Genomic DNA, 24946 nt, shown 5'->3' with positions numbered 1-24946 from the left:
GACTGTGGGCGACACAGGGTCGAGGCCTCCCCAGCTTCACCCTGGTCGTGCCCTCGCGCACACACCCGGAGCTTCCGGCTCCGGATCTCCTCACCGATCGGACAGTCGCCCGCCCCAAACCCCCCGGGGCGCGCGACGATCCGATCTGGTCGGCCGCCCCGGAACTACCCCCCCTGTTCCGGGGCGGCCGACCTTCCTCCTGGGCCTTCCGGGCCTCCTGTGGCTGCTCGGCCTTCCGGCCGCCCTCTTCGCGCTGATCACCTGGCAGGTCGCGGCCCACGGCCCCCTCGCCCGCGCGGACGAGCGCCTCAGCCGCTCCCTCGTCCACCCGGACCGCGTCTCCGAACTCCTCGCCGACCTGGGCGGCGTCCCCGTCGCGGTACCGGTGCTGGCCGTCGTCCTCGGGTACGTGGCGCTGTCCGGCCGCGCCGCCGGGCGGGAACGCTGGTGGCTGCCGCCGGCCGTCGCCGCGGGGCTGATGGCGGTCGTCCCGGCGGTGATCGTGCCGCTGAAGGAACTGGTCGCCCGCCCGGGCCCACCGGTCATGGGCCCGGGCACGGGCTTCTACCCCTCGGGTCACACCGCGACGGCCGTCGTCGCCTACGGCTGCGCCACCCTGCTCCTCCTCCCCCGGCTCCGTACCGCCCGCGCCCGCCGCGGACTGCTGGGGCTCTGCCTCGCCCTGAACCTGGCGGTCGCCTTCGGCCTGGTCCGCCGCGGGTACCACTGGCCGCTGGACGTCCTGGCGAGCTGGTGCCTGTGCGCGGTGCTGCTCACGGCGTCGGCCCTGTTCCTCGACCGGAGCGTCAGCCGAAGTAGCCGTCGAAGTTCCGCTGGAACTCCCAGCCCGCGAACCGGTCCCAGTTGACCGACCACGTCATCAGGCCGCGCAGTCCGGGCCAGGTGCCGTGGGTCGCGTACGAGCCGCAGTTCGTCCGCTTCGTCAGGCAGTCCAGCGCCTTGTCCACCTCCGCCGGGGACACATAGCCGTTGCCCGCGTTCACCGAGGCCGGCATGCCGATGGCGACCTGGTCGGGACGCAGCGGCGGGAAGACGTTGCCGGTGTCTCCCGCGACCGGGAAACCGGTGAGCAGCATGTCGGTCATGGCGATGTGGAAGTCGGCGCCGCCCATGGAGTGGTACTGGTTGTCGAGGCCCATGATCGGGCCGGAGTTGTAGTCCTGGACGTGCAGGAGCGTGAGGTCGTCGCGCAGGGCGTAGATCACCGGGAGGTACGCGCCGGCCCGCGGGTCCTGGCCGCCCCACTTGCCCGTGCCGTAGTACTGGTAGCCGAGCTGGACGAAGAAGGTCTCCGGGGCCATCGTGAGGACGAACCCGGAGCCGTATCTGGCCTTCAGGGTCTTCAGCGCGGAGATCAGGTTCACGATCACCGGCGTCGTCGGGCTCTTGAAGTTCGTGTCGTTCGTGTCCAGCGAGAGCGAGTGCCCCTCGAAGTCGATGTCCAGGCCGTCGAGACCGTAGGTGTCGATGATCTTCGAGACCGAGGAGACGAAGGTGTCGCGGGCGGCAGCGGTGGTCAGCTGGACCTGGCCGTTCTGGCCACCGATCGATATCAGCACCTTCTTGCCCGCCGCCTGCTTGGCCTTGATCGCCGCCTTGAAGTCGGCGTCGCTCTCGACCGTGGGGCAGTCGGTGACCGGGCAGCGGGTGAAGCGGATGTCGCCGGACGTGGTGGAGGTCGGTTCGCCGAAGGCCAGGTCGATGACGTCCCAGCTGTCGGGGACGTCGGCCATCCGGGTGTAGCCGGAGCCGTTGGCGAAGCTCGCGTGGAGGTAGCCGACGAGGGCGTGCGGGGGAAGCCCGGTCGAACCGCCGGAGCCGGCGGACGTCGTCGCCGTCACCGTGGCCGACTTCGCGGACTCGCCCGCGTCGTTCGTCGCGGCGACCTGGAAGCCGTACGCCGTCGAGGGCGTGAGGCCGCCCACGGTGGCCGATGTCCCGGTGGCCGTCTGGACCCTGGCCCCGTCGCGGTAGAGGACGTAGCCCGTCGCGCCGGTCACCGGCGACCAGGACAGGGCGACCGTCGAGGACGAGACGGTGCCGGCCGTCAGGCCGGTGGGCGCCGCCGGGGGCTGCCCCGCGTCGGCGCCGGGACCGACGAGGGAGAGGTCGTCGGCGTAGTACGCGCCGGTGCCGTACCAGCCGTGGGTGTAGATCGTGACCCGGGTGGTGGCCGGGCCGGTGCGGAAGGTGGTGGTCAGGCGCTGCCAGTCGGGCGCGGACTGGGTCCAGGCGGAGACGTCGGTGGTGCCGGTGCCGCTCGCTCCGAGGTAGACGTAACTGCCCCGGACGTATCCGGCGAGGGTGTACGAGGAGTCGGGTCTCACGGTCACCGTCTGCGAGCACTGCGCGTTGTCGCTGCCGGCCGGGGTCGCCTGCAACGCCGAACCGCCGCTCCGCACGGGAGTTTTCACGACGGCGCCCGCCGTACAGGTCCAGCCGTCGAGGCCGGTCTCGAAGCCGCCGTTCCTGACCAGGTCCGCGTCGGCCGCGTGGGCGGCCGGCGAGAGCGCGGCGAGGCCGGGCAGCGCCAGCACGGTCGCCGTGCAGACGGCGAGCAGCCTCCGGCGGATCGGGAGTGGTCTGTTGGGGCCCCTGTGTTCGGTGCGTTCCACAACTGCCTCCAGGCATGGGGGAATTCAGGAGGGTGGAGCGCGCCCAACTTGGTCCAGACCAATCCGGTTGTCAAGACCTCTGCCGATCGGTGCGGCTTCCGCGGGCGGCCGGGTCCGTTCCCGCCGTCACGGTCGGTCCTCGCTTCCGGCGAGACCGGCGGCCGCCTCGTGCATGGCCAGTTCCAGCAGCGCCGGATCGGTGAGCGTTCCGGTGCCGTCCGGCGGGACCAGCCAGCGGACCCCGCCGGTCAGCCGTCCCGGGTACGGCACCACGATCCAGGTGCCGTGCCCCGCCGTGCGCACTCCCGTGCCGAGCCAGCGCGCGGCGGTGCCCGGCGGCACGAAGAAGCCCATCCGGGAGTCGCCGAAGTCGACGAGCACCGGGCCCGGCTGGTCGATGACCCGGGTGAGCACGTCGAGCGTGGGGTAGCCGAGCCGGCCCGGCAGGATCAGTACGTCCCAGAGCCGGCCGGCCGGCAGCAGCGCGACCCCCGCCGGATTGCGCTCCCATTCCCAGCGGCAGGCCCCGGGATCCGGTGCCACCGATGCCAGCCACTCGACCGCCGTCTTGGCCCCTGTCATGGCGGTACCTCCCTCTCTCCTCATGTCGACGCTGGTCGCGTCAGAAGGGAGAGGGAGGTTCGGGCCGGGCATTACGCGGGTTCGGCCGTCCCGTGGGAGTGAACCGGATCACAGTGGGTGAGCTGGGCGTACGCCCGTGGATCAACGGCGCTCCGAAGCGCCCCGGCGATCAACGGGCCGGTGGTCATCGGCCCGGACCTCAGCTGTCGAAGCCCAGCCCCAGCCTGTCCATGGCCCTGAGCCACAGATTGCGCCGCCCGCCGTGCGCGTCCGCCCGCGCCAGCGACCACTTGGTGAGCGCGATGCCCGTCCAGGCGAACGGCTCGGGCGGGAACGGCAGCGGCTTCCTGCGGACCATCTCCAGCTCGGTGCGCTCCGTGCGCTCCCCCGCCAGCAGGTCGAGCATCACGTCCGCGCCGAACCGGGTCGCGCCGACCCCGAGCCCCGTGTAGCCGGCCGCGTACGCGACCCGGCCCCGGTGCGCGGTGCCGAAGAAGGCCGAGAACCGCGAGCAGGTGTCGATCGCGCCGCCCCACGCGTGGGTGAAACGGACGCCCTCCAGCTGTGGGAAGCAGGTGAAGAAGTGCCCGGCGAGCTTCGCGTAGGTCTCCGGGCGGTCGTCGTACTCGGCGCGCATCCGGCCGCCGTACGGGTAGATCGCGTCGTAGCCGCCCCACAGGATCCGGTTGTCGGACGACAGCCGGAAGTAGTGGAACTGGTTCGCCGAGTCCCCCAGCCCCTGGCGGTTCTTCCAGCCCACGGAGGCCAGCTGGTCGGCGGTCAGCGGCTCGGTCATCAGCGCGTAGTCGTAGACCGGGACGGTGTACGACCGCACCCTCCTGACCAGGTTCGGGAAGATGTTGGTGGCGAGGGCCACCCGGCGGGCCCGGACGGAGCCGTAGGGGGTCCGTACGGCCATGCCGGCGCCGTGCGCCTTCAGTTCGAGCGCGGGGGTGTGCTCGTACACCCGCACCCCGAGCCGGAGGCAGGCGCGCTTCAGACCCCAGGCGAGCTTCGCGGGGTGCAGCATGGCCACGCCGCGGCGGTCGTACAGGCCGGCCAGGAAGGTCGGCGAGTCGACCTGGTCCCGGACCGCCGCGGCGTCCAGGAACTCCACGCCGTCCGCGAGACCCCGGCCGCGCAGTTCCTCGTACCACTCCCGGAGTTCCTCGGCCTGGTGCGGCTCGGTGGCGACGTCGATCTCGCCGGTGCGCTCGAAGTCGCAGTCGAGGCCGTAGCGGGTGACCGCCTCCTCGATCGCATCGAGGTTGCGGGCCCCCAGTTCCTCCAGTTTCCCGATCTCGTCCGGCCAGCGGGTGAGCCCGTTGGCCAGGCCGTGGGTCAGCGACGCCGCACAGAATCCGCCGTTGCGGCCCGAGGCGGCCCAGCCCGCCTCGCGGCCCTCCAGGAGCACCACCTCGCGCCCCGGGTCGCGCTCCTTGGCGAGCAGCGCGGTCCACAGTCCGCTGTAGCCGCCGCCGACGACGAGCAGGTCGCAGCTCTCGGCGCGGGTGAGGGCGGGCTCGGGGTGGGGCCGGCCGGGGTCGTCCAGCCAGTACGGAACGGGCTGGGCTTCGGAAAGGGACGTGGTCCAACGGGTCATGGCGCTCGGGGCCATGATTTCAACTCCCTACGGATTGATTGCGCTTATGCCTTCTGCCTGTTGCGGCGATTGCCTATGACCATTCCGACCAGGACGAACAGTACGGCGACGATGAACATGGCCGTACCGATGACGTTGATCTGAACGGGTGTTCCGCGCTGCGCCGAACCCCAGACGAACATGGGGAAGGTGACGGTCGAGCCCGCGTTGAAATTGGTGATGATGAAATCGTCGAAGGAGAGCGCGAAGGCGAGCAGCGCGCCCGCGGCGATTCCGGGGGCGGCGATGGGCAGGGTGACCCGCAGGAAGGTCTGCACCGGACCCGCGTACAGGTCCTGGGCCGCCTGTTCCAGGCGCGGGTCCATCGACATCACGCGCGCCTTGACGGCGGTCACGACGAAGCTGAGGCAGAACATGATGTGGGCGATCAGGATCGTCCAGAAGCCCAGCTGGGCGCCCAGGTTGAGGAAGAGCGTCAGCAGCGAGGCGGCCATCACGACCTCGGGCATCGCCATCGGCAGGAAGATCAGCGAGTTCACCGCGCCGCGTGCCCGGAAGCGGTAGCGGACCAGCGCGAAGGCGATCATCGTGCCGAGGACGGTGGCCCCGAGGGTCGCCCAGACGGCGATCTGGAGGCTGAGGGAGAGCGAGCCGCACATGTCGGCGACCCCGCACGGATCGCGCCAGGCGTCCGTGGAGAACTGCTGCCATTCGTAGTTGAAGCGCCCCTTCGGTTTGTTGAAGGAGAACACCGTGACGATCACGTTCGGCAGCAGCAGATATCCGAGGGTGACCAGTCCCGCGATGACGACGAGATTCCTCTTGAACCAGCGTACGAAGGCCATTTAGACCAGATCCTCCGTCCCGGACTTGCGGATGTAGAGCGTGACCATGATGAGGATCGCGGCCATGAGGATGAAGGAGAGCGCCGCGGCCGTCGGATAGTCGAGGATCCGCAGGAACTGCGTCTGGATGACGTTGCCGACCATGCGGGTGTCCGTGGAGCCGAGCAGGTCCGCGTTGACGTAGTCGCCGCTGGCCGGGATGAAGGTGAGCAGCGTGCCGGAGACGACTCCGGGCATCGACAGCGGGAAGGTGACCTTGCGGAAAGTGGTGAACGGCTTCGCGTACAGGTCGCCCGCCGCCTCGTGCAGCCGCCCGTCGATGCGCTCCAGCGAGGTGTAGAGCGGCAGGATCATGAACGGCAGGAAGTTGTACGTCAGACCGCAGACCACCGCGAGCGGGGTGGCCAGCACCCGGTCGCCCGCCGTGAACCCGAGCCAGTTGGTGACGTCCAGGACGTGCAGCGTGTTGAGGGCGCCGACCACCGGGCCGCCGTCCGCGAGGATCGTCTTCCAGGCGAGCGTGCGGATCAGGAAGCTGGTGAAGAACGGTGCGATGACCAGGATCAGCACGACGTTGCGCCAGCGGCCCGCCCGGAAGGCGATCAGGTACGCCAGCGGGTACCCGAGCAGCAGACAAAGGATCGTGGCGGCGCCGGCGTAGAGCACCGAGCGCAGGAACTGCGGCCAGTAGTCGGACAGCGCGTTCCAGTACGTCTGGAAGTGCCAGGTGACCTTGAAGCCCTCCTCCAGGGAGCCCGTCTGCACGGACGTGGAGGCCTGGTAGACCATCGGCAGCGCGAAGAAGACCAGCAGCCACAGGATTCCGGGCAGGAGCAGCCAGTACGGGACGAGGCGGCCGCGTCTGCGGGGCGGCTTGCTGTCCGGCTGCGGCGCGCGGGGCGGCGCCTCGGTGACGGTGGCCATCAGGCGGCCTCCTCCTCGACGCTCTCCACGCCCGCGTCGATGTCCTGCGCCGCGTCCAGCCCGAAGGTGTGCGCCGGGCTCCAGTGCAGGACGACGTCGGCGCCGGGGGTGAGCCGCGGGTCGCGGTCGATGTTCTGGGCGTAGACCTCGAACTCGGGACAGACGGCGCTGTCGATGACGTACTGCGTGGAGACGCCGATGAAGCTGGAGTCGGCGATCTTGCCGGTGATGCGGTTGCGGCCGGCCGGGATCTCGCCGGCGTCGTCGGCGTGGGTGAGCGAGATCTTCTCGGGGCGCACGCCGACCAGGACCTTGCCGCCGGTCGTCGTGGGCGCCGCGCAGCGGGCCTCGGGCAGCACGAGCTTCCCGCCGCCCGCCTTCAGCACGATGTCCCCGCCGCCCCGGGAGTCGACCTCGGCCTCGATGAGGTTCGAGGTGCCGAGGAAGTTCGCGACGAAGGTGGTGTTCGGGTTCTCGTAGAGGTCGGCGGGGGCGCCGAGTTGCTCCACGCGGCCCGCGTTCATCACGGCGACCGTGTCGGCCATGGTCATGGCCTCCTCCTGGTCGTGCGTGACGTGGACGAAGGTGATGCCGACCTCGGTCTGGATGCGCTTGAGCTCCAGCTGCATCTGACGGCGCAGCTTGAGGTCGAGGGCGCCGAGGGGCTCGTCGAGGAGCAGCACCTTGGGGTGGTTGATCAGCGCGCGGGCCACCGCGACGCGCTGCTGCTGGCCGCCGGAGAGCTGGTGCGGCTTCTTGCGCGCCTGCTCGCCGAGCTGGACGAGGTCGAGCATGTCGCCGACCTGCTTCTTCACCGACTTGATGCCGCGTCGGCGCAGGCCGAAGGCGACGTTCTCGAAGATGTCGAGGTGCGGGAAGAGGGCGTAGGACTGGAAGACGGTGTTCACCGGCCGCTTGTAGGGCGGCAGGTGGGTGACCTCCTGGTCGCCGAGGAACACGGTGCCGGAGGAGGGTTCCTCCAGTCCCGCGATCATGCGCAGGGTGGTGGTCTTGCCGCAGCCGGAAGCGCCGAGCAGGGCGAAGAACGAGCCCTGCGGCACGGTCAGGTCGAGCGGTTGCACGGCGGTGAAGGAGCCGTAGGTCTTGCTGATTCCGGAGAGGCGGACGTCGCCGCTGTTGTCCGTGGTGTTCATCGTCGTCACGCCCCTGTGAGCTTCGCGAACTTCTGCTGATAGGCCGTCTCTTCCTTCGAGCTCAGTGAGCGGAAGGCATGGGACTTGGCCTGCATGGCCTTGTCGGGAACGATCAGCGGGTTGTCCGCCGCCGACTTGTCGATCTTGGCGAGATAGGGCTGCACTCCCGCGACCGGGCTCACGTAGTTGATGTAGGCGGCGAGTTCGGCGGCCGGCTCCAACTCGTAGTAGTAGTCGATGAGCCGCTCCGCGTTCGTCTTGTGACGCGCCTTGTTCGGGATGAGCATGTTGTCGGTCGACGTCATGTATCCGCTGTCGGGGATCACGTAGCCGACGTCGGGGCTGTCCGCCTGGAGCTGCACGATGTCGCCCGCCCAGGCGACGCACGCGGCGAAGTCGCCCTTGCTGAGGTCGGACGTGTAGTCGTTGCCGGTGAAGCGGCGGATCTGCCCCTTGTCGACGGCCTTCTGGAGGCGGGCGATCACCGCGTCGTAGTCGTCGTCCGTGAACTTCGCCGGGTCCTTGTCCATGTCGAGCATGGTCATGCCGACGCTGTCGCGCATCTCGGTCAGGAAGCCGACACGGCCCTTGAGCTTGGGGTTGTCGAGCAGATCGGAGATCGACCTCACCTCGATGCCGTCGAGCGCCTTCTTGTTGTACGCGATGACGGTCGAGATGCCCTGCCACGGGTACGAGTAGGCGCGCCCGGGGTCCCAGTCGGGGGCGCGGAACTGGTCCGACAGGTTCGCGAAGGCGTGCGGCAGGTGGGACGGGTCCAGTTTCTGGACGTAGCCCAGCCGGATCATGCGGGCGGCCAGCCAGTCGGTGAGCACGACGAGGTCCCGGCCGGTGGCCTGACCCGCGGCGAGCTGCGGCTGGACCTTGCCGAAGAACTCGTCGTTGTCGTTGATGTCCTCGGTGTACTTGACCTGGATTCCGGTCCGCTTCGTGAAGGTGTCGAGCGTGGGACGGTGTTTGCCGCTGTCGTCCGTGTCGATGTATTCGGGCCAGTTGGAGAAGTCGACGACCTTCTCCTTGGCCGAGTGGTCGTCGGCGGACACACCGCCCTGTGTCTTGCCCGCCGCGGGGATCCCGCAGGCGCTCAGCGCCCCCAGTCCCCCCACCGCGAGCGCGCCGCCCGCGGAGGCGCGCAGCAGGGAACGGCGGGTCATGGCGGCCCGTCCGTTGCGGAAGCTGCGCCGCACGGCGGCCGCTTCGGCCGGTGTCAGGCGGTCGGGCTCGTACTGCTTCATGCGCGTGCTGCCCTTTCGGGAGGTCTCGGCCACGGACGGGGCGGACCGTTCTGCTAGCGGTCCCCGAAGATCGTGCGGTGCCAGTCCTTCCTGGCCACCGCGGTGTTGTCGAACATGACGTGCTTGATCTGGGTGTACTCCTCGAACGAGTACGCCGACATGTCTTTGCCGAAGCCGGACGCCTTGTATCCGCCGTGCGGCATCTCGCTGATGATCGGAATGTGGTCGTTGACCCAGACGCAACCCGCCTTGATCTCACGGGTCGCGCGGCCCGCCCGGTACACGTCCCGGCTCCACGCGGAGGCGGCGAGACCGTACGGGGTGTCGTTGGCGAGCCGGATCCCTTCGTCGTCGCTGTCGAAGGGGAGCACCACCAGGACCGGACCGAAGATCTCGGACTGCACGATCTCGCTGTCCTGGGGGGCGTCGGCGACGAGGGTGGGGCGGTAGTACGCGCCGGCCTTGAGCTCCCGCGGGATCTCTCCGCCGGTGACCACGCGCGCGTAGCCGCGCGCCCGGTCGACGAATCCGGCCACCCGGTCGCGCTGCGCGTGCGAGATGAGCGGGCCGAGGTCGGTGCCGGCGGCGAACGGGTCGCCGAGGCGGACGCTCGCCATGAGGTCGGCCGCCTGGCGGACGAACTCCTCGTAGAGGGGCCTTTGCACGTACGCGCGGGTGGCGGCCGTGCAGTCCTGTCCGGTGTTGATGAGCGATCCGGCGACCGCGCCGTGCACGGCCGCCTCCAGGTCCGCGTCGTCGAAGACCACGAAGGGGGCCTTGCCGCCCAGCTCCAGGTGGAGCCGCTTGACGGTCGCGGTGGCGATCTCGGCGACGCGCTTGCCGACGGCGGTGGACCCGGTGAAGGAGGTCATGGCGACGTCGGGGTGGCCGACGAGGTGTTCACCCGCGTCCCGGCCGGCTCCCGTGACGATGTTGATCACACCGTCCGGGATCCCCGCCTCCGTGGCCGCCTCGGCGAACAGGAGCGAGGTCAGCGGGGTGAGTTCGGCCGGCTTGAGGACGATCGTGTTGCCGGCGGCGACGGCGGGGAGGATCTTCCAGGCGGCCATCTGGAGGGGGTAGTTCCAGGGCGCGATGGAACCGACGACGCCGATGGGTTCACGGCGTACGTAGGAGGTGTGGTCGCCGGAGTACTCGCCCGCCGCCTGCCCCTGCAGATGCCGGGCGGCGCCCGCGAAGAACGCGGTGTTGTCGATGGTGCCCGGGACGTCGAACTCCCGGGTGAGCTTCAGCGGCTTGCCGCACTGGAGGGACTCGGCCCGCGCCAACTCCTCGGCGCGGTCGGCCAGTACGGCGGCGAAGCGGTGCAGGGAGTCGGAACGCTCGCCGGGGGTGGCGCCGGCCCAGCCGGGGAACGCCGCGCGGGCGGCGGCCACGGCCGCGTCCACGTCGGCGGTGCCGGCCAGCTCGTACGTGTAGACCTCGTCGCCGGTGGCGGGGTCGACGACCGCGTGCGTGTGACCGGAGGTGCCCTTGGCCGGCCGGCCCGCGATGTACTGCGCGCCGTCGGCGAAACGGTCCTGCGCCTGGAAGCGATGGCCCGGATTGTGCATGTCGCTCTCCTCCGCCGTCCGCCCCCTTGCCGCGGGGTCGGCGTGGCTCCAGCTCGATTTGAGTGCCGATCCTGACAGAGCAAAGGGACTCCAACAAGTGATTCCGTTGTTGCCTTTTGGTTACGCGACGGAATCTGTCGACCAGGTGTCGAGTCCCCACGGAAAAGGGGGGACGGAGTGTCAGTGGTGGATGCCAGACTCGCGTGCATGGGGAAGATCGATTCTTGGGAAGCGCTGGTCAGCGCGGTCGACTCGGGGACGCGCGTCAAGTACCTGCACTTCTGGGGGCACCGGCCGCGGCAGGACGGCCAGGTGGGCGCGGGCTGCCTGAGCCAGTGGTGGCCGTCACCGTTCGTGGTCGACGGTGTCTCCTACGCGACCGCCGAGCACTGGATGATGGCGGGCAAGGCCCGGCTTTTCGGGGACACGGCGGCCGAGCGGCGCGCGTTGGAGGCGCCGAACCCCGCCCTCGCCAAGAAGGCGGGCCGGCTCGTGCGGGACTTCGACGACTCCGTGTGGGAGCGGGAGCGGTTCGCCGTCGTGGTCGAGGGCAGCGTCCACAAGTTCGCCGCGCACCCCGATCTGCGCGCGTTCCTGCTGGGCACGGGTGAGCGGGTGCTGGTGGAGGCCAGTCCCATGGACCGCGTGTGGGGCATCGGGCTCGCGGCGGACGACGAACGCGCGTCGGATCCCGAGCGCTGGCGGGGACCGAATCTGCTGGGCTTCGCCTTGATGGCGGCGCGCGAGCGGCTCGCCGGGACGGGCGGCTGACGGGCGCCGCCCACCCGGCGGGAAGGGACGGACGCGGCCGGGGCCGGCCGGTTCAGCGTGGCACGACGAGTGAGGTGGAGTACCCGTCGTCGCCGGTGAACGGGGAGTCGCCGCCGCCGTCGTCCGGGAGGAAGAAGAAGATCACGATCATCCCGATGCTCAGGGCGATGCCGACCGCTCCGCAGATGATCCCGGCCAGGGCCTGCCCCGGATTCGTCGCCTCGCCCCGGCGGGCCCTGCGGCGGCCCACCACACCGAAGATCACGCCGAGGGCGCCCAGCACGAAGGCCACCGGCCAGAGGCAGAACACCACGGCCGAGATGATGCCGACCACCAGCCCCGCGGTGCCCATGCCGTTGCTGGGTGGGAGCGGCATCGCCGGCCAGCCGTAGCCGGTCACGCCGGGATATCCGGGGACTCCGGGGTAGCCGGGGTAGCCGGGCGCGCCCTGGTGGCCGGCACCGGGCGGGCCGTACGGCGGGTAGCCGTACCCGTAGCCGTACGGGGCCTGGCCGGGACCCTCGGGACCGATGGGCGGCGGCGGGACCGGCTCTCCGGCGCTCGCGTGCGGGTAGGGCGTGTGGCCGGCGGGAGGCGCGAATGGGTTGTCCCAGGGCGCGGCCGGAGGGCTTACCGCGCCGGGGTACGAGGCCATCGTCGGCTGATCGTGCACCGAGGGCGACGCGGGGGACGTGGGCGACGCGGGGTGCGTGGGAGCGCCGCCGAAGCGGGACGGGGCCGGGTCCGCGGGCGGGGCCCAGGGGTTCGGCTCCTGCGCGCGGGCGGCGGGGGCCGCGTCCGCGGGGGCCGGTCGGCCGGGGCGGCCTGGCCGGGCCGGGGGTCCGTCGTGCCGTCGTACGCCGGGGCCGGCGACCCGGAGGGGAAGGCGGGCGCGATGCCCGCCGCGGGTATCGCGTCCTCGGGGTCCGCGGCCGGTGCCACGTCGGCCGGCCGAGACGGCGTGGCCCCGTGGTCCGGGGACGCCCACGGCGTCCCGGCGGCGTCCCGCGGGGCCTGTGGCGCCTGCGCCTCGTCGGACATGGGTCCCCCTCTGTCGTGCGTGCCGTCATGCTACGGGCCTGGGCCCACACCGCGCGGGCCGCCGCCTACGATGATCCCCGAGTCATCGATCAGCCGATCACCCGCGTCCCCCCGACCCTGCTCCGGGGACGCCGTTCCCGGGGAGGGACCCCTTGACCGATCACCGCGACGCCCGCGATCTGCACGCCTTCATCGCCGGACTGCCCAAGGCCGAACTGCATGTGCACCACGTCGGATCCGCCTCGCCGCGCATCGTCTCCGCCCTCGCCGCCCGTCACCCCGACTCCCGGGTGCCGACCGACCCGGAGGCGCTCGCGGACTACTTCACGTTCACGGACTTCGCGCACTTCATCGAGGTGTACCTGTCCGTCGTCGACCTCGTGCGCACCCCCGAGGACGTCCGGCTGCTGACCTACGAGGTCGCGCGGGACATGGCCCGGCAGCAGGTCCGCTACGCCGAACTGACCATCACCCCTTACTCCTCCACCCGCCGCGGCATCGACGAACTCGCCTTCATGGAGGCGATCGAGGACGCCCGCAAGGCCGCCGAGGCCGAGTTCGGGGTCGTTCTGCGCTGGTGCTTCGACATTCCCGGCGAAGCGGGTCTGGAGGCGGCCGAGGAGACGGTGCGGCTCGCGACCGAGGACCGGGTGCGGCCCGAGGGGCTCGTCTCCTTCGGGCTCGGCGGGCCCGAGATCGGCGTACCGCGGCCGCAGTTCAAGCCGTACTTCGACCGGGCCATCGCCGCCGGGCTGCGGTCGGTTCCGCACGCCGGTGAGACGACCGGGCCGGAAACCGTGTGGGACGCGCTCAACGACCTGCGGGCCGAGCGCATCGGTCACGGCACCAGCTCCGCCCGGGACCCGAAGCTGCTCGCGCACCTCGCCGAGCACCGCATCGCCCTGGAGGTCTGCCCGACCTCCAACATCGCCACCCGCGCGGTCCGCACGCTCGACGAGCACCCCATCAAGGAGTTCACCAGGGCCGGGGTCCTCGTCACCATCAACTCCGACGACCCGCCGATGTTCGGCACCGACCTCAACAACGAGTACGCGGTCGCCGCGCGCCTCCTCGACCTCGACGAACTCGGTCTCGCCGCGCTCGCCAAGAACGCCGTGGAGGCGTCCTTCCTCGACCCGGCGGGGAAGACCAGGCTCGCCGAGGAGATCGACACCTACGCCTCGACGTGGCTCGCGCCCTGACCCACCGCACCACCACGCACCCATCACGGACCCATCACTGACCCACGGACCCGCTTCACGATCGGGCCCACCGCGTCACGGGCTCATTGCACAATGGGCCCATGCGCACCGTGACCGCCGTCGCCCATCGCGGCGACCCCTATCGCGTCCGTGAGAACACGATCGACTCACTGCGTTCCGCGCTCCACCGGGGCGCGGACGCGGTGGAGATCGACGTACGGCTCACCCGCGACGGCATCCCCGTGCTGCTGCACGACGAGACGCTGAAGCGGCTGTGGGACGTGGACCGACCGCTGCGGGCGCTCTCGGCGGACGAGGCGCACGGCCTCACCGGCGGCGGAGTACCGACGCTCGAAGCGGCCCTCGCGGCGACCGGCGACAGCCGGATCATGGTCGACCTGCCGGGCGGCCCCGACGCCGGGGCCGTCCGCCGGATCGTCGACGTCGTCCGCTCGTGCGGCGCCGGGGAGCGGGTGTACTACTGCGCGGGCGCCCCGGCCATGCTGGCGGTGCGCGCCGCCGACCCCGCCGCGGAGATCGCGCTGACCTGGACGACGCTCGCGCCGCCGCGCCCGGCCCTGCTCGACGCCGTACGGCCGCGCTGGCTCAACTACCGCTTCACGCTGGTCGACCGGGACCTCGCCGCCCGGGTCCACCACGGCGGCCATCTGCTGTCCGTGTGGACCCCGGACACCCGGCGCTCCCTGCGACGGCTGCTCGGCCTCGGCGTCGACTCGATCACCACGAACCGCGTCGACACGCTGTGCGGGCTGCGCGAGGGCCGGGCCGACCAGGGCTGAGCCGCCGTCGGCTTCCGCACCGGCTCAGCCCGATGCGTCGCCTCCACCGTCACCGTCACCATCGGCATCGGCATCGGCATCGGCATCGGTCCAGGCGTGGAGCTTGTCCGGGTTGATCACCAGCCACAGATCGGTGACCAGACCGTCGCGCACATCGGCGGCCACGACGGCGACGGTGGTGCCGGCGATGCGGACCGTCACGCCGGGAAGGCCGTTCACGTCCTCCTCGACGAGCTCCATCCCGGGCTCCTTGCGCATGAGGCCGACGAAGAGGCGCGCCACCTTGTCCCGGCCGACGACCGGGCGCAGAGCCGCGCGCACCTTGCCGCCTCCGTCGCTGCGCGACTCGACCGCGGGGTCGAGGAGGGCGACGAGGGCATCCAGGTCACCGGTCTCGCACGCCGCACGGAACGCGGAGACGACCTGCCTGTGTTCGTGCGCCGGCCGGCCGCCGGACCGCCGGTGGGCGAGACGTCTGCGCGCCGAGGCGGCCAACTGGCGGCAAGCCGCGGGGGTTCGGCCCATCGTCCCGCCGATCTCGGTGAACGGCAGACCGAAGACGTCGTGCAGGACGAAGGCGACGCGTTCCGCGGGCGTGACCGTGTCCAGGACCACGAGCACCCCCATGCCGACCGATTCGTCGAGGGTGATCCGGTCGGCCGGATCGTCCTCGCCCGCCCGCCCCGCGCTGGTCCACACGGTGCCGTCCCGCAGGGGCTCGGGCAGCCACTCCCCGGTGTACCGCTCACGGCGGACCCGCGCCGAGGCGAGATGGTCGAGGCAGATCCGGGAGGCGACCCGCGTCAGCCACGCCAGCGGTGTCCCGATCTCCCGCTGCGCCTCCTCGGGCTGGGCGTACCAGCGGGCGTACGTCTCCTGCACGACGTCCTCGGCGTCCTGCACGGAACCGAGCATGCGATAGCCGAGGTTGAGCAGCCGCCGGCGTTCGGCCATCAGGGAGCCGACGGTGGGGTCGGAGTCCCGCGCGGGTCCGGGTGGTGTGGACACGGTGTCGTCATCCTCCCTGGGCGATGTGCTGGGCGACGTACGTGGCGAGCCACGCGTCGAAGGTCTGGGTGCCCCGGGGCCCGGGGCCGGCCGGGAGCAGACCGTCGCCCGTCATGGCGGCGCCCGTGTCGCCGGGCATCCTCACCGGCAGCACCAGCCGGCGCCGGTGCCGGGCCCGCAGCAGCCGGCCCACCATGTCGACGAGGTGCTCGACCCGCGGCCCGGCGAGCTCGGGGGCCATGCCCCGCGCCGGTGCCGTCACGAGCCGCACCAGGTGCTGGGCCACCTCACGGGCCGCGACCGGCTGCGTCCGCATCCGGGGCACCACCGCGAACGGCTTCGGGACGCGGTCGAGGGTCTGCTCCGCGAACTCGTGGAACTGGGTGGCGCGCAGCACCGTCCACGGGGTCCGCCCGTTCCTCACCACGTCCTCCTGACGCAGCTTCCCCTGGTAGTAGCCGAGGCCGACCCGGTCGACGCCGACGATCGACAGCACGACGTGGTGCCGTACACCTGCCCGCTCACCGGCGTCCAGGAGGTTGCGGCCGACGCTGTCGAAGAACGAGACGGCCCTCCGCCCGCTCATGGTGGTCACGTTGCTCACGTCGACGACCGCGTCCGCGCCCGCGACGGCCGCGTCGAGTCCGGCGCCCGTCACGAGGTCCACGCCCCGCGACCTGGCCAGCACCACCGGCTCCTGTCCCGCCGCGGCCAACTCCTCGACCACGTACCGTCCGACCAGCCCCGTCCCGCCTGCCACCGCTACGCGCATGCCGTGCCTCCCACGTGTCCCCATGGTCCTCTACGTCTACGTCCTCGTGCGCCGCCCCGGGTCACCGTGGGCCGTCCCGTCGTACGGGCCGTGGGCCGTCCCGTCGTACGGGCGCGACCGGCAGCACCAGCAGGGCCGACGCGAGCAGCAGCGCGGAGAGGGTCACGACGTTGAGCACCTGGTCGCGGGTCCCGTACATGTCGAGATGCTGTACGTGATAGCCGAAGTGCAGGACACCGAAGACCAGCCACACCGCGCCCGTCGTCCGGACGAGCCGGTCGTCGCGCGCCTGGCGCAGGGTGACGGCCGTCAGCACGGCCAGCGCGAGGAACATGGCCCCGGTGTCCTTGGCGAGGTGTTCGTTGTAGGGACCCAGCTGAGGCAGCCGGCTCAGCCCGAAGCCGGGGAAGTGCGCGTACCAGCCCTTCGGGGAGAAGTAGGCCCAGACGCCTGTGTACAGCCCGGTCACGGCCAGGAGGCCGAGACCGCCGTACCGGATTCTCGTGTTCATGCCCCTATGACGAGACAGCGGCCGCCGATGTGAGGCGTGCCGGCGGGACACGGCCGGGCGGTCGTGGGCCTACCGCCGGATGCCGCCCTCGGTGGTCACGATCCGGTCCGCGCCCGGCGTCGGTACGGCGGACGGCGAGGAGAGGGTCGGGCGCGGTGTCGTGGACGGCGCGCGGCCGCCGGTGGCCCGGCCGGTCTGGGCGCTGGGGACGCGGGTCCGGGTCCTCCCGCCGGGGCGGGGCGTGACGGAGCTCGGCCGCGCCGAAGGGTCGGGCGCGACCGACGGAGTGCTCCGGGGCGCCGGACTGCTCGCGGGCGGCGGGGCGAGCGGGACGGTCGGGGACACGGGCGCGTCGGGTGCCGTCATGCGGAGGGGCAGCGCGACGAGGGCGGCGGCGGCACAGGTCAGGCCGGCCCCGGCCGCGGCGCGCAGCAGTCTGCGGCGGGCCGCTCCGCGGCGGATCGCCTCGTACCGGCCGGCGGGCGGGCCGAGATAGTCGGACGAGGGACGCAGGATGATCGCGAGGGGGTCGTCGGGTTCGGAGTCCGGACCGTCATCAGGGCGTGTGATCAAGGCTTCTCCTCAGATGGGCGCGGAGCAGTTCTCGGGCCGCGTGGAGATCGGCCTTGATGGTTCCTTCCTTGCGCCCGGTCAGCACGGACACCTCTCGGATCGGCATGTCAGCGTAGTAGTGCAGCAGGATCGGGACGCGCAGCCGTTCGGGCAGCGACTGCACGAGCAGGCGTACCGAGGGATCGGCCTGTTCGACCGGTGGGCGCGCGGCGGCCTCCACGGTGGCGCGGTGCACCGCCCGGCGTTCGCGTTCGAGCTTGCGCCAGTGGTCCCGGACGAGGTTGGCCGCGGTGACGTAGAGGAATCCGCGGGGTTCCGCCACGGACGTCCAGCGGGCCCAGAGCCGGGTGAACGCCTCCGAGGCGATCTCGTGGGCCGTCTCGTCGTCGTCGACCAGACGGCGGCACCAGCCGGCGAGGCGCGGATAGAGGGCGGCGAACAGCTCGGACGCGGCCTTCTCGCGGGACCGTTTCAACGCTCTCCATGGTCGTGGGTCACTCGTGGGGAAGGATCCCGGGCCGTCGGCGTACGGTCCAGCGGCCCGGGATCCTGGCGGCGGAGGGGCGGGGGCGGTGTCCTCGGCCGCCGTGGTGGTGACGGCCGCCGTGTCGGTGACGGACGGTCCCGGCAGGTGGCCGGCGGTTCCGGCAGGTGGCCGGTCGTTCCGGCAGGTGGCCGGTCGTTCCGGCAGGTCGCGGCGGGCCCTGGGGCCCCGGGTCAGCGGCCCACGGAGCTCAGCGTCGCGAAGACGATCACGTTGTCGAGGTATCCGTCGCCGGTGCGCGGGCCGCCGCAGGTGATGAGCCGCAGCTCCGGACGGTCCACGTCACCGTAGACCGCGTCCGCCGGGAACTCCGCCTTGGCGACCGTGCGTACGGAGTCGACCGTGAACACCGCCGTCGTGCCGTTCTCCAGGCGCGCCTCGACACGGTCGTCCCGGCGCAGCCGGGCGAGGTGACGGAAGACCCCGTCCCCGTAGGCGCCGACCGTGACATGACCGAGGATCACCGACGGACCGGTCTGACCCGGCGTCGGCGAGAACTGGTACCAGCCCGCCCGGTCGTGTGCCGTGACCGGGGGCACCTGCACGCCGCCGCCCGGGGTCAGCCCCAGCCGGATGAGCGGGGTGTCGACCTCGATGGCCGGGATCCGCAACCTGACCGGGACCGAACGCCGCAGGGCACGCGCCGCGTTCGCGGAGTGCCGCGAAGGCGGCGTGGGCGGTGGCGTGGTTCCCCGGTGCGGGGTCGTCGTGGTCCGGTCCGCCGGCCGGCCGCCGCAGCTCACGAGCAGCGAGGCCAGCGCCGCGGTGGCGAAGGCGCGCCTGGAGGGTGAGGTCATGCCCCGGTCGCCCGCCGGCGGCGTACGAGGAGGACCGCCGCGCCTCCGCCGACGAGCACCGCGGCGGCGCTCCCGCCGATCAGCGTGCTCTGCGATCCGGACCCCGTGGACGTCGGCGCCACACCGGTGTCGGGTGCGCCGTTCGGTACGACGGCGACCTGGCCCGGGGTCGACGCCCGGCTCGGTACGGGACTCGGAGCCCGGTGTTGCCGCCCGTCGCCCGGCTGGGTTCGGCGCTGGGGGCCGGGGCGGCGGTGGCGCTGGGGCGGGTGCTCGGGCGGGCGCTGGGGCTCGACCCGTCGGCGAACGCGGACACCGTGCTCACCGGCACGGCCAGGCACGCGAGGGCCACGGCGCTCAGGACTGTTCGGCGCATGAATCGCTCTCTTTCCTCGGACCGCCCGCCCGGTCACCCGGGGGGCTGCGTTGTGGATCGAGCGGAGAGACGAGACAGCGACGGACCGGGTTGTAAAGAACGGGCAAAGCCGCCGAGGGTCGGGGTGCGCCCGGCTCGGATTCGGCCTCGGCCTCGGCCTCGGCCTCGGCCTCGGCACCACGGTCGTGGCGAGACCGGCCGGGCCGGAGGCGTGGCCCACCGCACCTGCCGCCGAAGCGTCCGCCGGTGCCACACTGTGCCCCGGGGAAAGGGGTGGGCCCGTCCCCGCACATTTTTCCGGCACGCAAGGGAAGAGTCGCCATGCCCCCCTATAGCCTCGAGAACCGGCTGGTCATAGGAGTGGCCTCGAGCGCGCTCTTCGACCTCGCGGAGTCCGACGGGGTGTTCCGGAAGGAAGGCGAGGAAGGCTATCGCATCTATCAGCGAGCCCATCTCGACAACACCCTCCAACCCGGTGTCGCTTTCTCTTTCATTCGCCGCATCCTGTCGCTGAACGACTTGAACCCGGCGGACGACCCGCTGGTCGAAGTGATCATCCTGTCCCGCAACGACCCCGACACAGGGCTTCGGGTCATGCGGTCCATAAAGACGCACGACCTGCCGATAACCCGCGCCATATTCATGCAGGGCCGGGCGCCGTACAAGTTCGTGCGCGCTCTGCACATGTCCTTGTTCCTGTCCGCGGACGAGAACGACGTCCGGGAGGCCGTGGCCGCGGGGCTGCCCGCGGGCCGGGTTCTCGGCTCCGCCGTCGCCGACGATCCGGAGGACAGGGACCTGCGGATCGCCTTCGACTTCGACGGCGTCCTCGCCGGCGATGAATCGGAGCGCGTCTTCCGGCAGGACGGCATAGAGAGTTTCCGCGCTCACGAGACCATGAACGTGGCGACCCCTCACGACGCGGGCCCGCTGAGGGACTTCCTGCGCGAGATCAACAAGCTGCAGCGAAGAGAGCAGGAACGCCGCAGGGAGAACGAGGACTACACGATCCGCGTTCATGTCTCCATCGTCACGGCACGCAACGCGCCGGCACATGAGCGCGCCGTGCTGAGTTTGAACAAATGGGGAGTGACAGTCAACGACGCCTTCTTCCTCGGCGGCATCGACAAGAGTTCGATCATGGATGTACTGAGGCCCCACATCTTCTTCGACGACCAGGAGATCCACCTCAAGGGAACTTCCCAGACGACCCCGAGCGTCCACATTCCCTTCGGAGTCGTCAACCAGGGGCAGAGCACCGACACGTCCGGATAGGTTTCGCGCCCGGATCGCGACACCGGGCGGACGCGCTCCGGAGCGGACGACCGGGGCGGGAGCAGCGCCGTGGGCGCTACGAGCAGAGGGCACGTTCCCGCCCTGGCCGCCCGTTGCCCGGTCGGGCCGGGGCCGCCGAAAACCATTGCGCGAACACTCCCTGGCCAGGCATGATGCCCGCGTTGCTCGTGCGGCAGGGGTGGAACAGCTGTGAACCAGGAAGCCCGCGGTGGCGGAGCGGAATTGTCGGGAATGGTCGACCGAGTTCGCTATCGGGCTTCGTGGCAGCAGTCCCTGCCCCTGGGCCTGATCCTCGGCGTCATCGTGCTGACGCAGTTGTCGAACCCCTTGTTGTGGGAGCACCACCGGTCCGGGCTGACCGGCCTGCCGTTCGAGCCGCGGGTCCTGGCCATGGTGCCGCTGCTCCTGGTCACGCTCGAACTGTGGGTGCTGGGCCACTACGTCGGGGTGACCCTGACCCCTGAGGCGGTCGTCGTCCACAACCTGCGCCGCCGGACCATCCCGTGGACCGACGTGGCCGAGGTCGCGGTCGAACCGGTCACCGGCGGACGGCGGGTGGTCCTCTACGAGACGGGCGGACGCCGCACCCCGCTACGCATGCCCAGCTCCGGTTTCCTGTCCCCCGACCGCCGGCTCGACGACAAGGTCGCGACGATCCGAGGCTGGTGGCTTGCCCACGGCGGCGCGGCCCGAGCCGCGGACACCGCCGGTGAATTCGGCGCGTGGGGGCACACCTTCGGCCGGCCGCCCGAGCGACTGGGCATACGACCCGCGCCGAGCCGGTCGGTGCCCACGGTCCTGCTGCTCTGCTGGCTTGCCGCTGACGCCGTGATGGCGGGTTTCGCCGTGGGGCCCGACGCCGATCACCCGACGCTCCTCGGCCGCACGCTCGGCGCACTCGTCGCGCTCTCGCTGCTGCTGGGCGCGGCCTTCCTGAGCTTCGGCAGAGGTGTCACCCTCACTGCCGACCACCTGGTCGTACGAGGGCTGCGGCCCCGAACCGTTCCCTGGGCCGAGATTCAGGGGATCGCCGTCGAGCGCCACCGCGGCGGGCGCAGGCTGGTCATCCTCGAAGCGGGCGGTCACCGAACGCCATTGCCCGCACCGCGTGTCGGACGCGTGCTCTGGGACTCGGAGTTCGAAGCCAAGGTCCGGACGCTACGTCAATGGTGGCGCACCCACGCGGAGATCGGCACGACCCCGGCCGAAGCGGCGCCCCAACCCCCGGACCAGCCACCGCTCCTTCCCTACCGCGGACCGCGTCCGTGGCAGAAGGGAGTGCTGGTCCTGGCCTGCGTCGTCCTCGGCTACGAGATCCTCCTGTCCGTTCTGGTCGGAGCTCTGTTCCTCACCTTCGGTCAGTGAGAAAGCCTCACCGGACGGCGTCACAGCCCCGCGATCGCGTTCCAGCGCTTCGCGAACGCGGTGCGTTCGGTGGACGTGATGTCGCGGGCGATGGCGAGCCGCTTGCGCATGGTGGCGTCGGGGAAGATCAGCGGGTTCTCGGCGAGGGCGGCGGTGTCCTTGTCCCCGGAGGAGGCGAGGATGTCCTGGGCGGCCGGGACCGGGCAGACGTAGTTGACCCAGGAGGCCAGTTCCGCCGCCACCTCCGGCCGGTAGTAGTAGTCGACCAGCTTCTCCGCGTTGGCCTTGTGGTGCGCCAGGTTGGGGATCATCAGCGAGTCGGACCAGAGTTCGGCGCCCTCCTCGGGGACGACGAAGCGGATGTCCGGGTTGTCGGCCTGGAGCTGGATCACGTCGCCCGAGTACGCCTGACAGGCCAGTACGTCCCCGCTGACCAGGTCCTTGGTGTAGTCGTTGCCGGTGAAGCGCCGGATCTGGCCGCTGTGGACGTGCCCTTCGACCTGGTCGCAGATCCGGTGGAAGTCGTCGGCGGTCCACCGGGTGATGTCGACGCCGTTGCCCTGCATGAGCAGCGCGAACGCCTCGTCCAGACCGGAGAGCAGGGTGACCCGGCCCTTCAGGTCACCGGCCCACAGATCGGAGACGTGCCTGATCTCGCGGCCCACCTTGCGGCGGTTGTACGCGATGCCGGTGATCCCCGACTGCCACGGCACGGTGGACCTGCGGCCGGGGTCGAAGGACGGTGAACTCAGCAACGGGTCAAGGTACTTGGCGACGTTCGGCTGCTCGGCCCGGTTCATCCGCTGGACCCAGCCGAGGCGGACGAAGCGCGCGCACATCCAGTCGCTGATGACGATCAGGTCGCGGCCCGTCTGCTGGTGGTTCATCAGGGACGGGCTGATCTTGCCGAAGAACTCGTCGTTGTCGTTGATCTCCTCGATGTAGTCGACGGAGATCCCGGTGCGCTTCTCGAAGGCGTCCAGCGTGGGCCGCTTCGTGTGGTCCTTGTCGTCGGTGTCGATGTAGAGCGGCCAGTTCGACCAGGTCAGCCGTTTGTCGCGGGCGGAGAGGTCGGCTCCGGCACGGTCACCGGGCGACACGTACGCCGCGGGCACCCCGCATCCCGCCAGCGCGCCGAACACCGCACCCCCGCCCAGGGCGCGCAGCAGGGACCGGCGGGACAGGGTCGAGGTCTTCCGCATCACTGGCACGCGGGCAGCATCCCGTTCCCGGGACCGCCCGGACAATGGACGCTGCGTCGAGCACTCGCCCGCCGAACCGACACCCTGTCGATCAAGGCGTGCCGGGCGGTCGCTCCGTACGGTGCCGTTCCGGCGCCGGCCGCCGGGGCGGGGGCCGTGGCCGGGGCGCCGGCCCCTGACCGTCGCGGCGGATTCGGGTTCGGGTACGACGACTTCACGGCCGTCGCGCTCCGCGGACTGCGGGGCGGTGGGACCGTACGGTGCCGGGTGCGCCGCCCTGCGCTCCCGGCACAGCGCGGCGGCCACGGTCTCGGCGAGCTCTCCGTGCCGCTCGACCACCAGCACACGCATACCGTCCAGTATGCCGCGCGCCGGTCGCCCCCGGGCCGCGCCTCGTACACCGCCGCTCCCCCGACACCACCGTTCCCCCGCTCACGCCGCTCACGACCGAAGACCGGCGTCGTGCGCCGGGCCACGGGCCGTGGGCCGCCGCGGGGAAAGAGGGAACGCCGCGGCCCCGGACGGATCACCACCGTCCGGGGCCGCGCGCTCACCGCCTGGGGCCCTGCCCCTCGCTCACCGCTCAGGGCTACGCGTTCAGCGACGTCATCACGTGCTTGATCCGCGTGTAGTCCTCGAAGCCGTACCCGGAGAGGTCCTTGCCGTAGCCGGACTTCTTGAAGCCGCCGTGCGGCATCTCGGCGACCAGCGGGATGTGGGTGTTGATCCACACGCAGCCGAAGTCGAGGGCCTTGGACAGCCGCATCGCCCGGCCGTGGTCCTTCGTCCACACGGAGGACGCGAGGGCGTAGTCCACGCCGTTCGCCCACTCGATGGCCTGGGCCTCGTCGGTGAAGGACTGGACGGTGATGACCGGTCCGAAGACCTCGTTCTGGATGATCTCGTCGTCCTGCTTCAGGCCCGAGACGACGGTCGGGGCGTAGAAGAAGCCCTTGTCGCCGACCCGGTGGCCACCGGCCTCCACCTTCGCGTGGGCGGGCAGCCGCTCGATGAACCCGGTCACCTGCTCGAGCTGGTTGGGGTTGTTCAGCGGGCCGTAGAGCACGTCCTCGTCGTCCGGCTGGCCGGTCTTGGTCTCGGCCGCCGCCTTGGCGAGCGCGGCCACGAACTCGTCGTGGATGCCTTCCTGGACCAGCACACGGGTGGCGGCCGTACAGTCCTGGCCGGCGTTGAAGTAGCCCGCGACCGAGATGTCCTCCACCGCCTTGGCGATGTCGGTGTCCGCGAAGACCACGACCGGGGCCTTGCCGCCGAGCTCCAGGTGGACCCGCTTGAGGTCCTTGGACGCCGACTCGGCGACCGACATGCCCGCGCGCACCGAGCCGGTGATGGAGGCCATCGCCGGGGTCGGGTGCTCGACCATCGCGCGGCCGGTGTCGCGGTCGCCGCAGATGACGTTGAAGACGCCCTTGGGGAGGATGCCGCCGATGATGTCGGCGATCAGGACGGTGGAGGCGGGGGTGGTGTCCGAGGGCTTCAGGACGACCGTGTTGCCCGCGGCGAGCGCCGGCGCGAACTTCCACACCGCCATCATCATCGGGTAGTTCCACGGTGCGACCTGCGCGCAGACGCCGACCGGCTCACGGCGGACGATGGAGGTCATGCCCTCCATGTACTCGCCGGCCGAGCGGCCCTCGAGCATCCGCGCCGCGCCCGCGAAGAAGCGGATCTGGTCGACCATGGGCGGGATTTCCTCGGACCGGGTCAGACCGATCGGCTTGCCGGTGTTCTCCACCTCGGCCGCGATGAGTTCCTCGGCCCGCTCCTCGAACGCGTCCGCGATCTTCAGGAGGGCTTTCTGGCGCTCGGCGGGGGTCTGGTCGCGCCAGGCCGGGAAGGCCGCGGCGGCGGCCGCCATCGCGGCGTCCACATCCGCCTGGCCGGACAGCGGCGCGGTCGCGTACGCCTCGCCGGTCGCGGGGTTGACGACCTCGGTGGTCCGCCCGTCGGCGGCGTCCCGGAACTCGCCGTCGATGTAATTGCGCAGTCGACGCAGCTCGGTGCTCACTGCCGGCCCTCCAAGTTCAGGTGTCCAATCGCTGAGACACCCACACTAATCCGTGCTTCCACGTTTTCAACACCCCTGGCGACCCCCC

22 protein-coding genes and 2 pseudogenes are annotated in these 24946 nt (G+C 71.2%); 6 read left to right on the top strand and 18 right to left on the bottom strand.

Annotated features, from left to right (window positions below; genetic code table 11):
• Positions 1-4: 4 nt before the first annotated feature.
• Positions 5-868: a phosphatase PAP2 family protein gene (locus tag HEP85_RS28625; RefSeq protein WP_248002098.1), complete on the top strand. Its 864-nt coding sequence runs from the start codon at positions 5-7 to the stop codon at positions 866-868.
• Here HEP85_RS28625 and HEP85_RS28620 read toward each other — a convergent pair.
• The 8 genes from HEP85_RS28620 to HEP85_RS28585 form a co-directional block, all read right to left on the bottom strand.
• Positions 807-2636 carry a chitinase gene (locus tag HEP85_RS28620; protein WP_211118082.1) on the bottom strand — a complete coding sequence of 610 codons (1830 nt, stop codon included), beginning with the start codon at positions 2634-2636 and terminating at the stop codon, positions 807-809. The genes HEP85_RS28625 and HEP85_RS28620 overlap by 62 nt on opposite strands.
• A 126-nt stretch (positions 2637-2762) precedes the next feature.
• Positions 2763-3218 carry a hypothetical protein gene (locus HEP85_RS28615; protein WP_329527525.1) on the bottom strand — a complete coding sequence of 152 codons (456 nt, stop codon included), beginning with the start codon at positions 3216-3218 and terminating at the stop codon, positions 2763-2765.
• 199 nt (positions 3219-3417) lie between these two features.
• Positions 3418-4836, bottom strand: a complete 1419-nt coding sequence (locus tag HEP85_RS28610) for an FAD-dependent oxidoreductase (protein ID WP_356012467.1) — start codon at positions 4834-4836, stop codon at positions 3418-3420.
• 29 nt (positions 4837-4865) lie between these two features.
• Positions 4866-5666, bottom strand: a complete 801-nt coding sequence (locus HEP85_RS28605) for an ABC transporter permease (RefSeq protein ID WP_153288298.1) — start codon at positions 5664-5666, stop codon at positions 4866-4868.
• Positions 5667-6590 (bottom strand): ABC transporter permease, encoded by a 924-nt coding sequence (locus tag HEP85_RS28600; protein ID WP_168530467.1) that lies wholly within the window; start codon positions 6588-6590, stop codon positions 5667-5669.
• Positions 6590-7753: an ABC transporter ATP-binding protein gene (locus HEP85_RS28595; RefSeq protein WP_168530466.1), complete on the bottom strand. Its 1164-nt coding sequence runs from the start codon at positions 7751-7753 to the stop codon at positions 6590-6592. Before HEP85_RS28595 ends, HEP85_RS28600 begins: the two co-directional genes overlap by 1 nt.
• Positions 7750-8997, bottom strand: coding sequence for a PotD/PotF family extracellular solute-binding protein (locus HEP85_RS28590; RefSeq protein WP_168530465.1), 1248 nt, complete (start codon positions 8995-8997; stop codon positions 7750-7752). Before HEP85_RS28590 ends, HEP85_RS28595 begins: the two co-directional genes overlap by 4 nt.
• 53 nt (positions 8998-9050) lie before the next feature.
• Complete coding sequence (locus tag HEP85_RS28585; RefSeq protein ID WP_329290791.1) at positions 9051-10571, bottom strand: gamma-aminobutyraldehyde dehydrogenase; 1521 nt, start codon at positions 10569-10571, stop codon at positions 9051-9053.
• Between the two features lie 207 nt (positions 10572-10778).
• Here HEP85_RS28585 and HEP85_RS28580 point away from each other — a divergent pair, with 207 nt between their 5' ends.
• The gene (locus HEP85_RS28580) at positions 10779-11342 is read left to right on the top strand and encodes an NADAR family protein (protein ID WP_211118081.1); all 564 of its coding nucleotides are present in this window, start codon (positions 10779-10781) and stop codon (positions 11340-11342) included.
• Positions 11343-11394: 52 nt separating this feature from the next.
• Here HEP85_RS28580 and HEP85_RS28575 read toward each other — a convergent pair whose 3' ends face one another.
• Positions 11395-11997, bottom strand: coding sequence for a DUF4190 domain-containing protein (locus HEP85_RS28575; RefSeq protein WP_369657876.1), 603 nt, complete (start codon positions 11995-11997; stop codon positions 11395-11397).
• A gap of 413 nt (positions 11998-12410) precedes the next feature.
• Between HEP85_RS28575 and HEP85_RS28570 the strand changes: the two are divergent.
• Together HEP85_RS28570 and HEP85_RS28565 are read left to right on the top strand one after the other, a co-directional pair.
• Positions 12411-13585: pseudogene (locus HEP85_RS28570) on the top strand (adenosine deaminase).
• A gap of 101 nt (positions 13586-13686) precedes the next feature.
• A complete protein-coding gene (locus HEP85_RS28565; protein ID WP_168530462.1) occupies positions 13687-14385 on the top strand; it encodes a glycerophosphodiester phosphodiesterase in 699 nt (232 codons plus the stop codon).
• A 24-nt stretch (positions 14386-14409) separates the two neighbouring features.
• On the opposite strand, the gene sigJ is transcribed toward HEP85_RS28565, so the two are convergent.
• The 7 genes and pseudogenes from sigJ to HEP85_RS28530 all read right to left on the bottom strand — a co-directional run bounded on the left by sigJ (position 14410) and on the right by HEP85_RS28530 (position 18966).
• A complete protein-coding gene (gene sigJ, locus HEP85_RS28560; protein WP_369657875.1) occupies positions 14410-15393 on the bottom strand; it encodes an RNA polymerase sigma factor SigJ in 984 nt (327 codons plus the stop codon).
• A 7-nt stretch (positions 15394-15400) separates the two neighbouring features.
• The gene (locus tag HEP85_RS28555) at positions 15401-16165 is read right to left on the bottom strand and encodes an NAD(P)H-binding protein (protein WP_365770805.1); all 765 of its coding nucleotides are present in this window, start codon (positions 16163-16165) and stop codon (positions 15401-15403) included.
• A 61-nt stretch (positions 16166-16226) separates the two neighbouring features.
• The gene (locus HEP85_RS28550; RefSeq protein WP_168530461.1) at positions 16227-16676 is read right to left on the bottom strand and encodes a hypothetical protein; all 450 of its coding nucleotides are present in this window, start codon (positions 16674-16676) and stop codon (positions 16227-16229) included.
• Positions 16677-16745: 69 nt separating this feature from the next.
• Positions 16746-17249: a hypothetical protein gene (locus tag HEP85_RS28545; RefSeq protein ID WP_369657874.1), complete on the bottom strand. Its 504-nt coding sequence runs from the start codon at positions 17247-17249 to the stop codon at positions 16746-16748.
• Positions 17233-17724 carry an RNA polymerase sigma factor gene (locus HEP85_RS28540; protein ID WP_168530459.1) on the bottom strand — a complete coding sequence of 164 codons (492 nt, stop codon included), beginning with the start codon at positions 17722-17724 and terminating at the stop codon, positions 17233-17235. The genes HEP85_RS28545 and HEP85_RS28540 overlap by 17 nt, the downstream gene beginning before the upstream one ends.
• A gap of 242 nt (positions 17725-17966) precedes the next feature.
• Positions 17967-18590, bottom strand: coding sequence for a class F sortase (locus HEP85_RS28535; RefSeq protein WP_329290777.1), 624 nt, complete (start codon positions 18588-18590; stop codon positions 17967-17969).
• A pseudogene (locus HEP85_RS28530) lies at positions 18587-18966 on the bottom strand (sortase-dependent protein). The gene HEP85_RS28535 and the pseudogene HEP85_RS28530 overlap by 4 nt, the downstream one beginning before the upstream one ends.
• A gap of 321 nt (positions 18967-19287) precedes the next feature.
• Here HEP85_RS28530 and HEP85_RS28525 point away from each other — a divergent pair.
• Together HEP85_RS28525 and HEP85_RS28520 are read left to right on the top strand one after the other, a co-directional pair.
• Positions 19288-20241, top strand: coding sequence for a 5'-nucleotidase (locus HEP85_RS28525; protein ID WP_168530458.1), 954 nt, complete (start codon positions 19288-19290; stop codon positions 20239-20241).
• A gap of 252 nt (positions 20242-20493) precedes the next feature.
• A complete protein-coding gene (locus HEP85_RS28520) occupies positions 20494-21627 on the top strand; it encodes a hypothetical protein (protein ID WP_168530457.1) in 1134 nt (377 codons plus the stop codon).
• Positions 21628-21647: 20 nt separating this feature from the next.
• Here HEP85_RS28520 and HEP85_RS28515 read toward each other — a convergent pair whose 3' ends face one another.
• The gene (locus HEP85_RS28515; RefSeq protein WP_168534105.1) at positions 21648-22829 is read right to left on the bottom strand and encodes a spermidine/putrescine ABC transporter substrate-binding protein; all 1182 of its coding nucleotides are present in this window, start codon (positions 22827-22829) and stop codon (positions 21648-21650) included.
• 589 nt (positions 22830-23418) lie between these two features.
• Positions 23419-24858, bottom strand: a complete 1440-nt coding sequence (locus HEP85_RS28510) for a gamma-aminobutyraldehyde dehydrogenase (protein WP_329290770.1) — start codon at positions 24856-24858, stop codon at positions 23419-23421.
• Positions 24859-24946: the final 88 nt, after the last annotated feature.

Source organism: Streptomyces sp. RPA4-2, from assembly GCF_012273515.2.
Classification (GTDB): Bacteria; Actinomycetota; Actinomycetes; order Streptomycetales; family Streptomycetaceae; genus Streptomyces; species Streptomyces kaempferi.
Note: the sequence above shows the minus strand (reverse complement) of the source record. Positions and strands in the feature narration are given on the sequence as shown.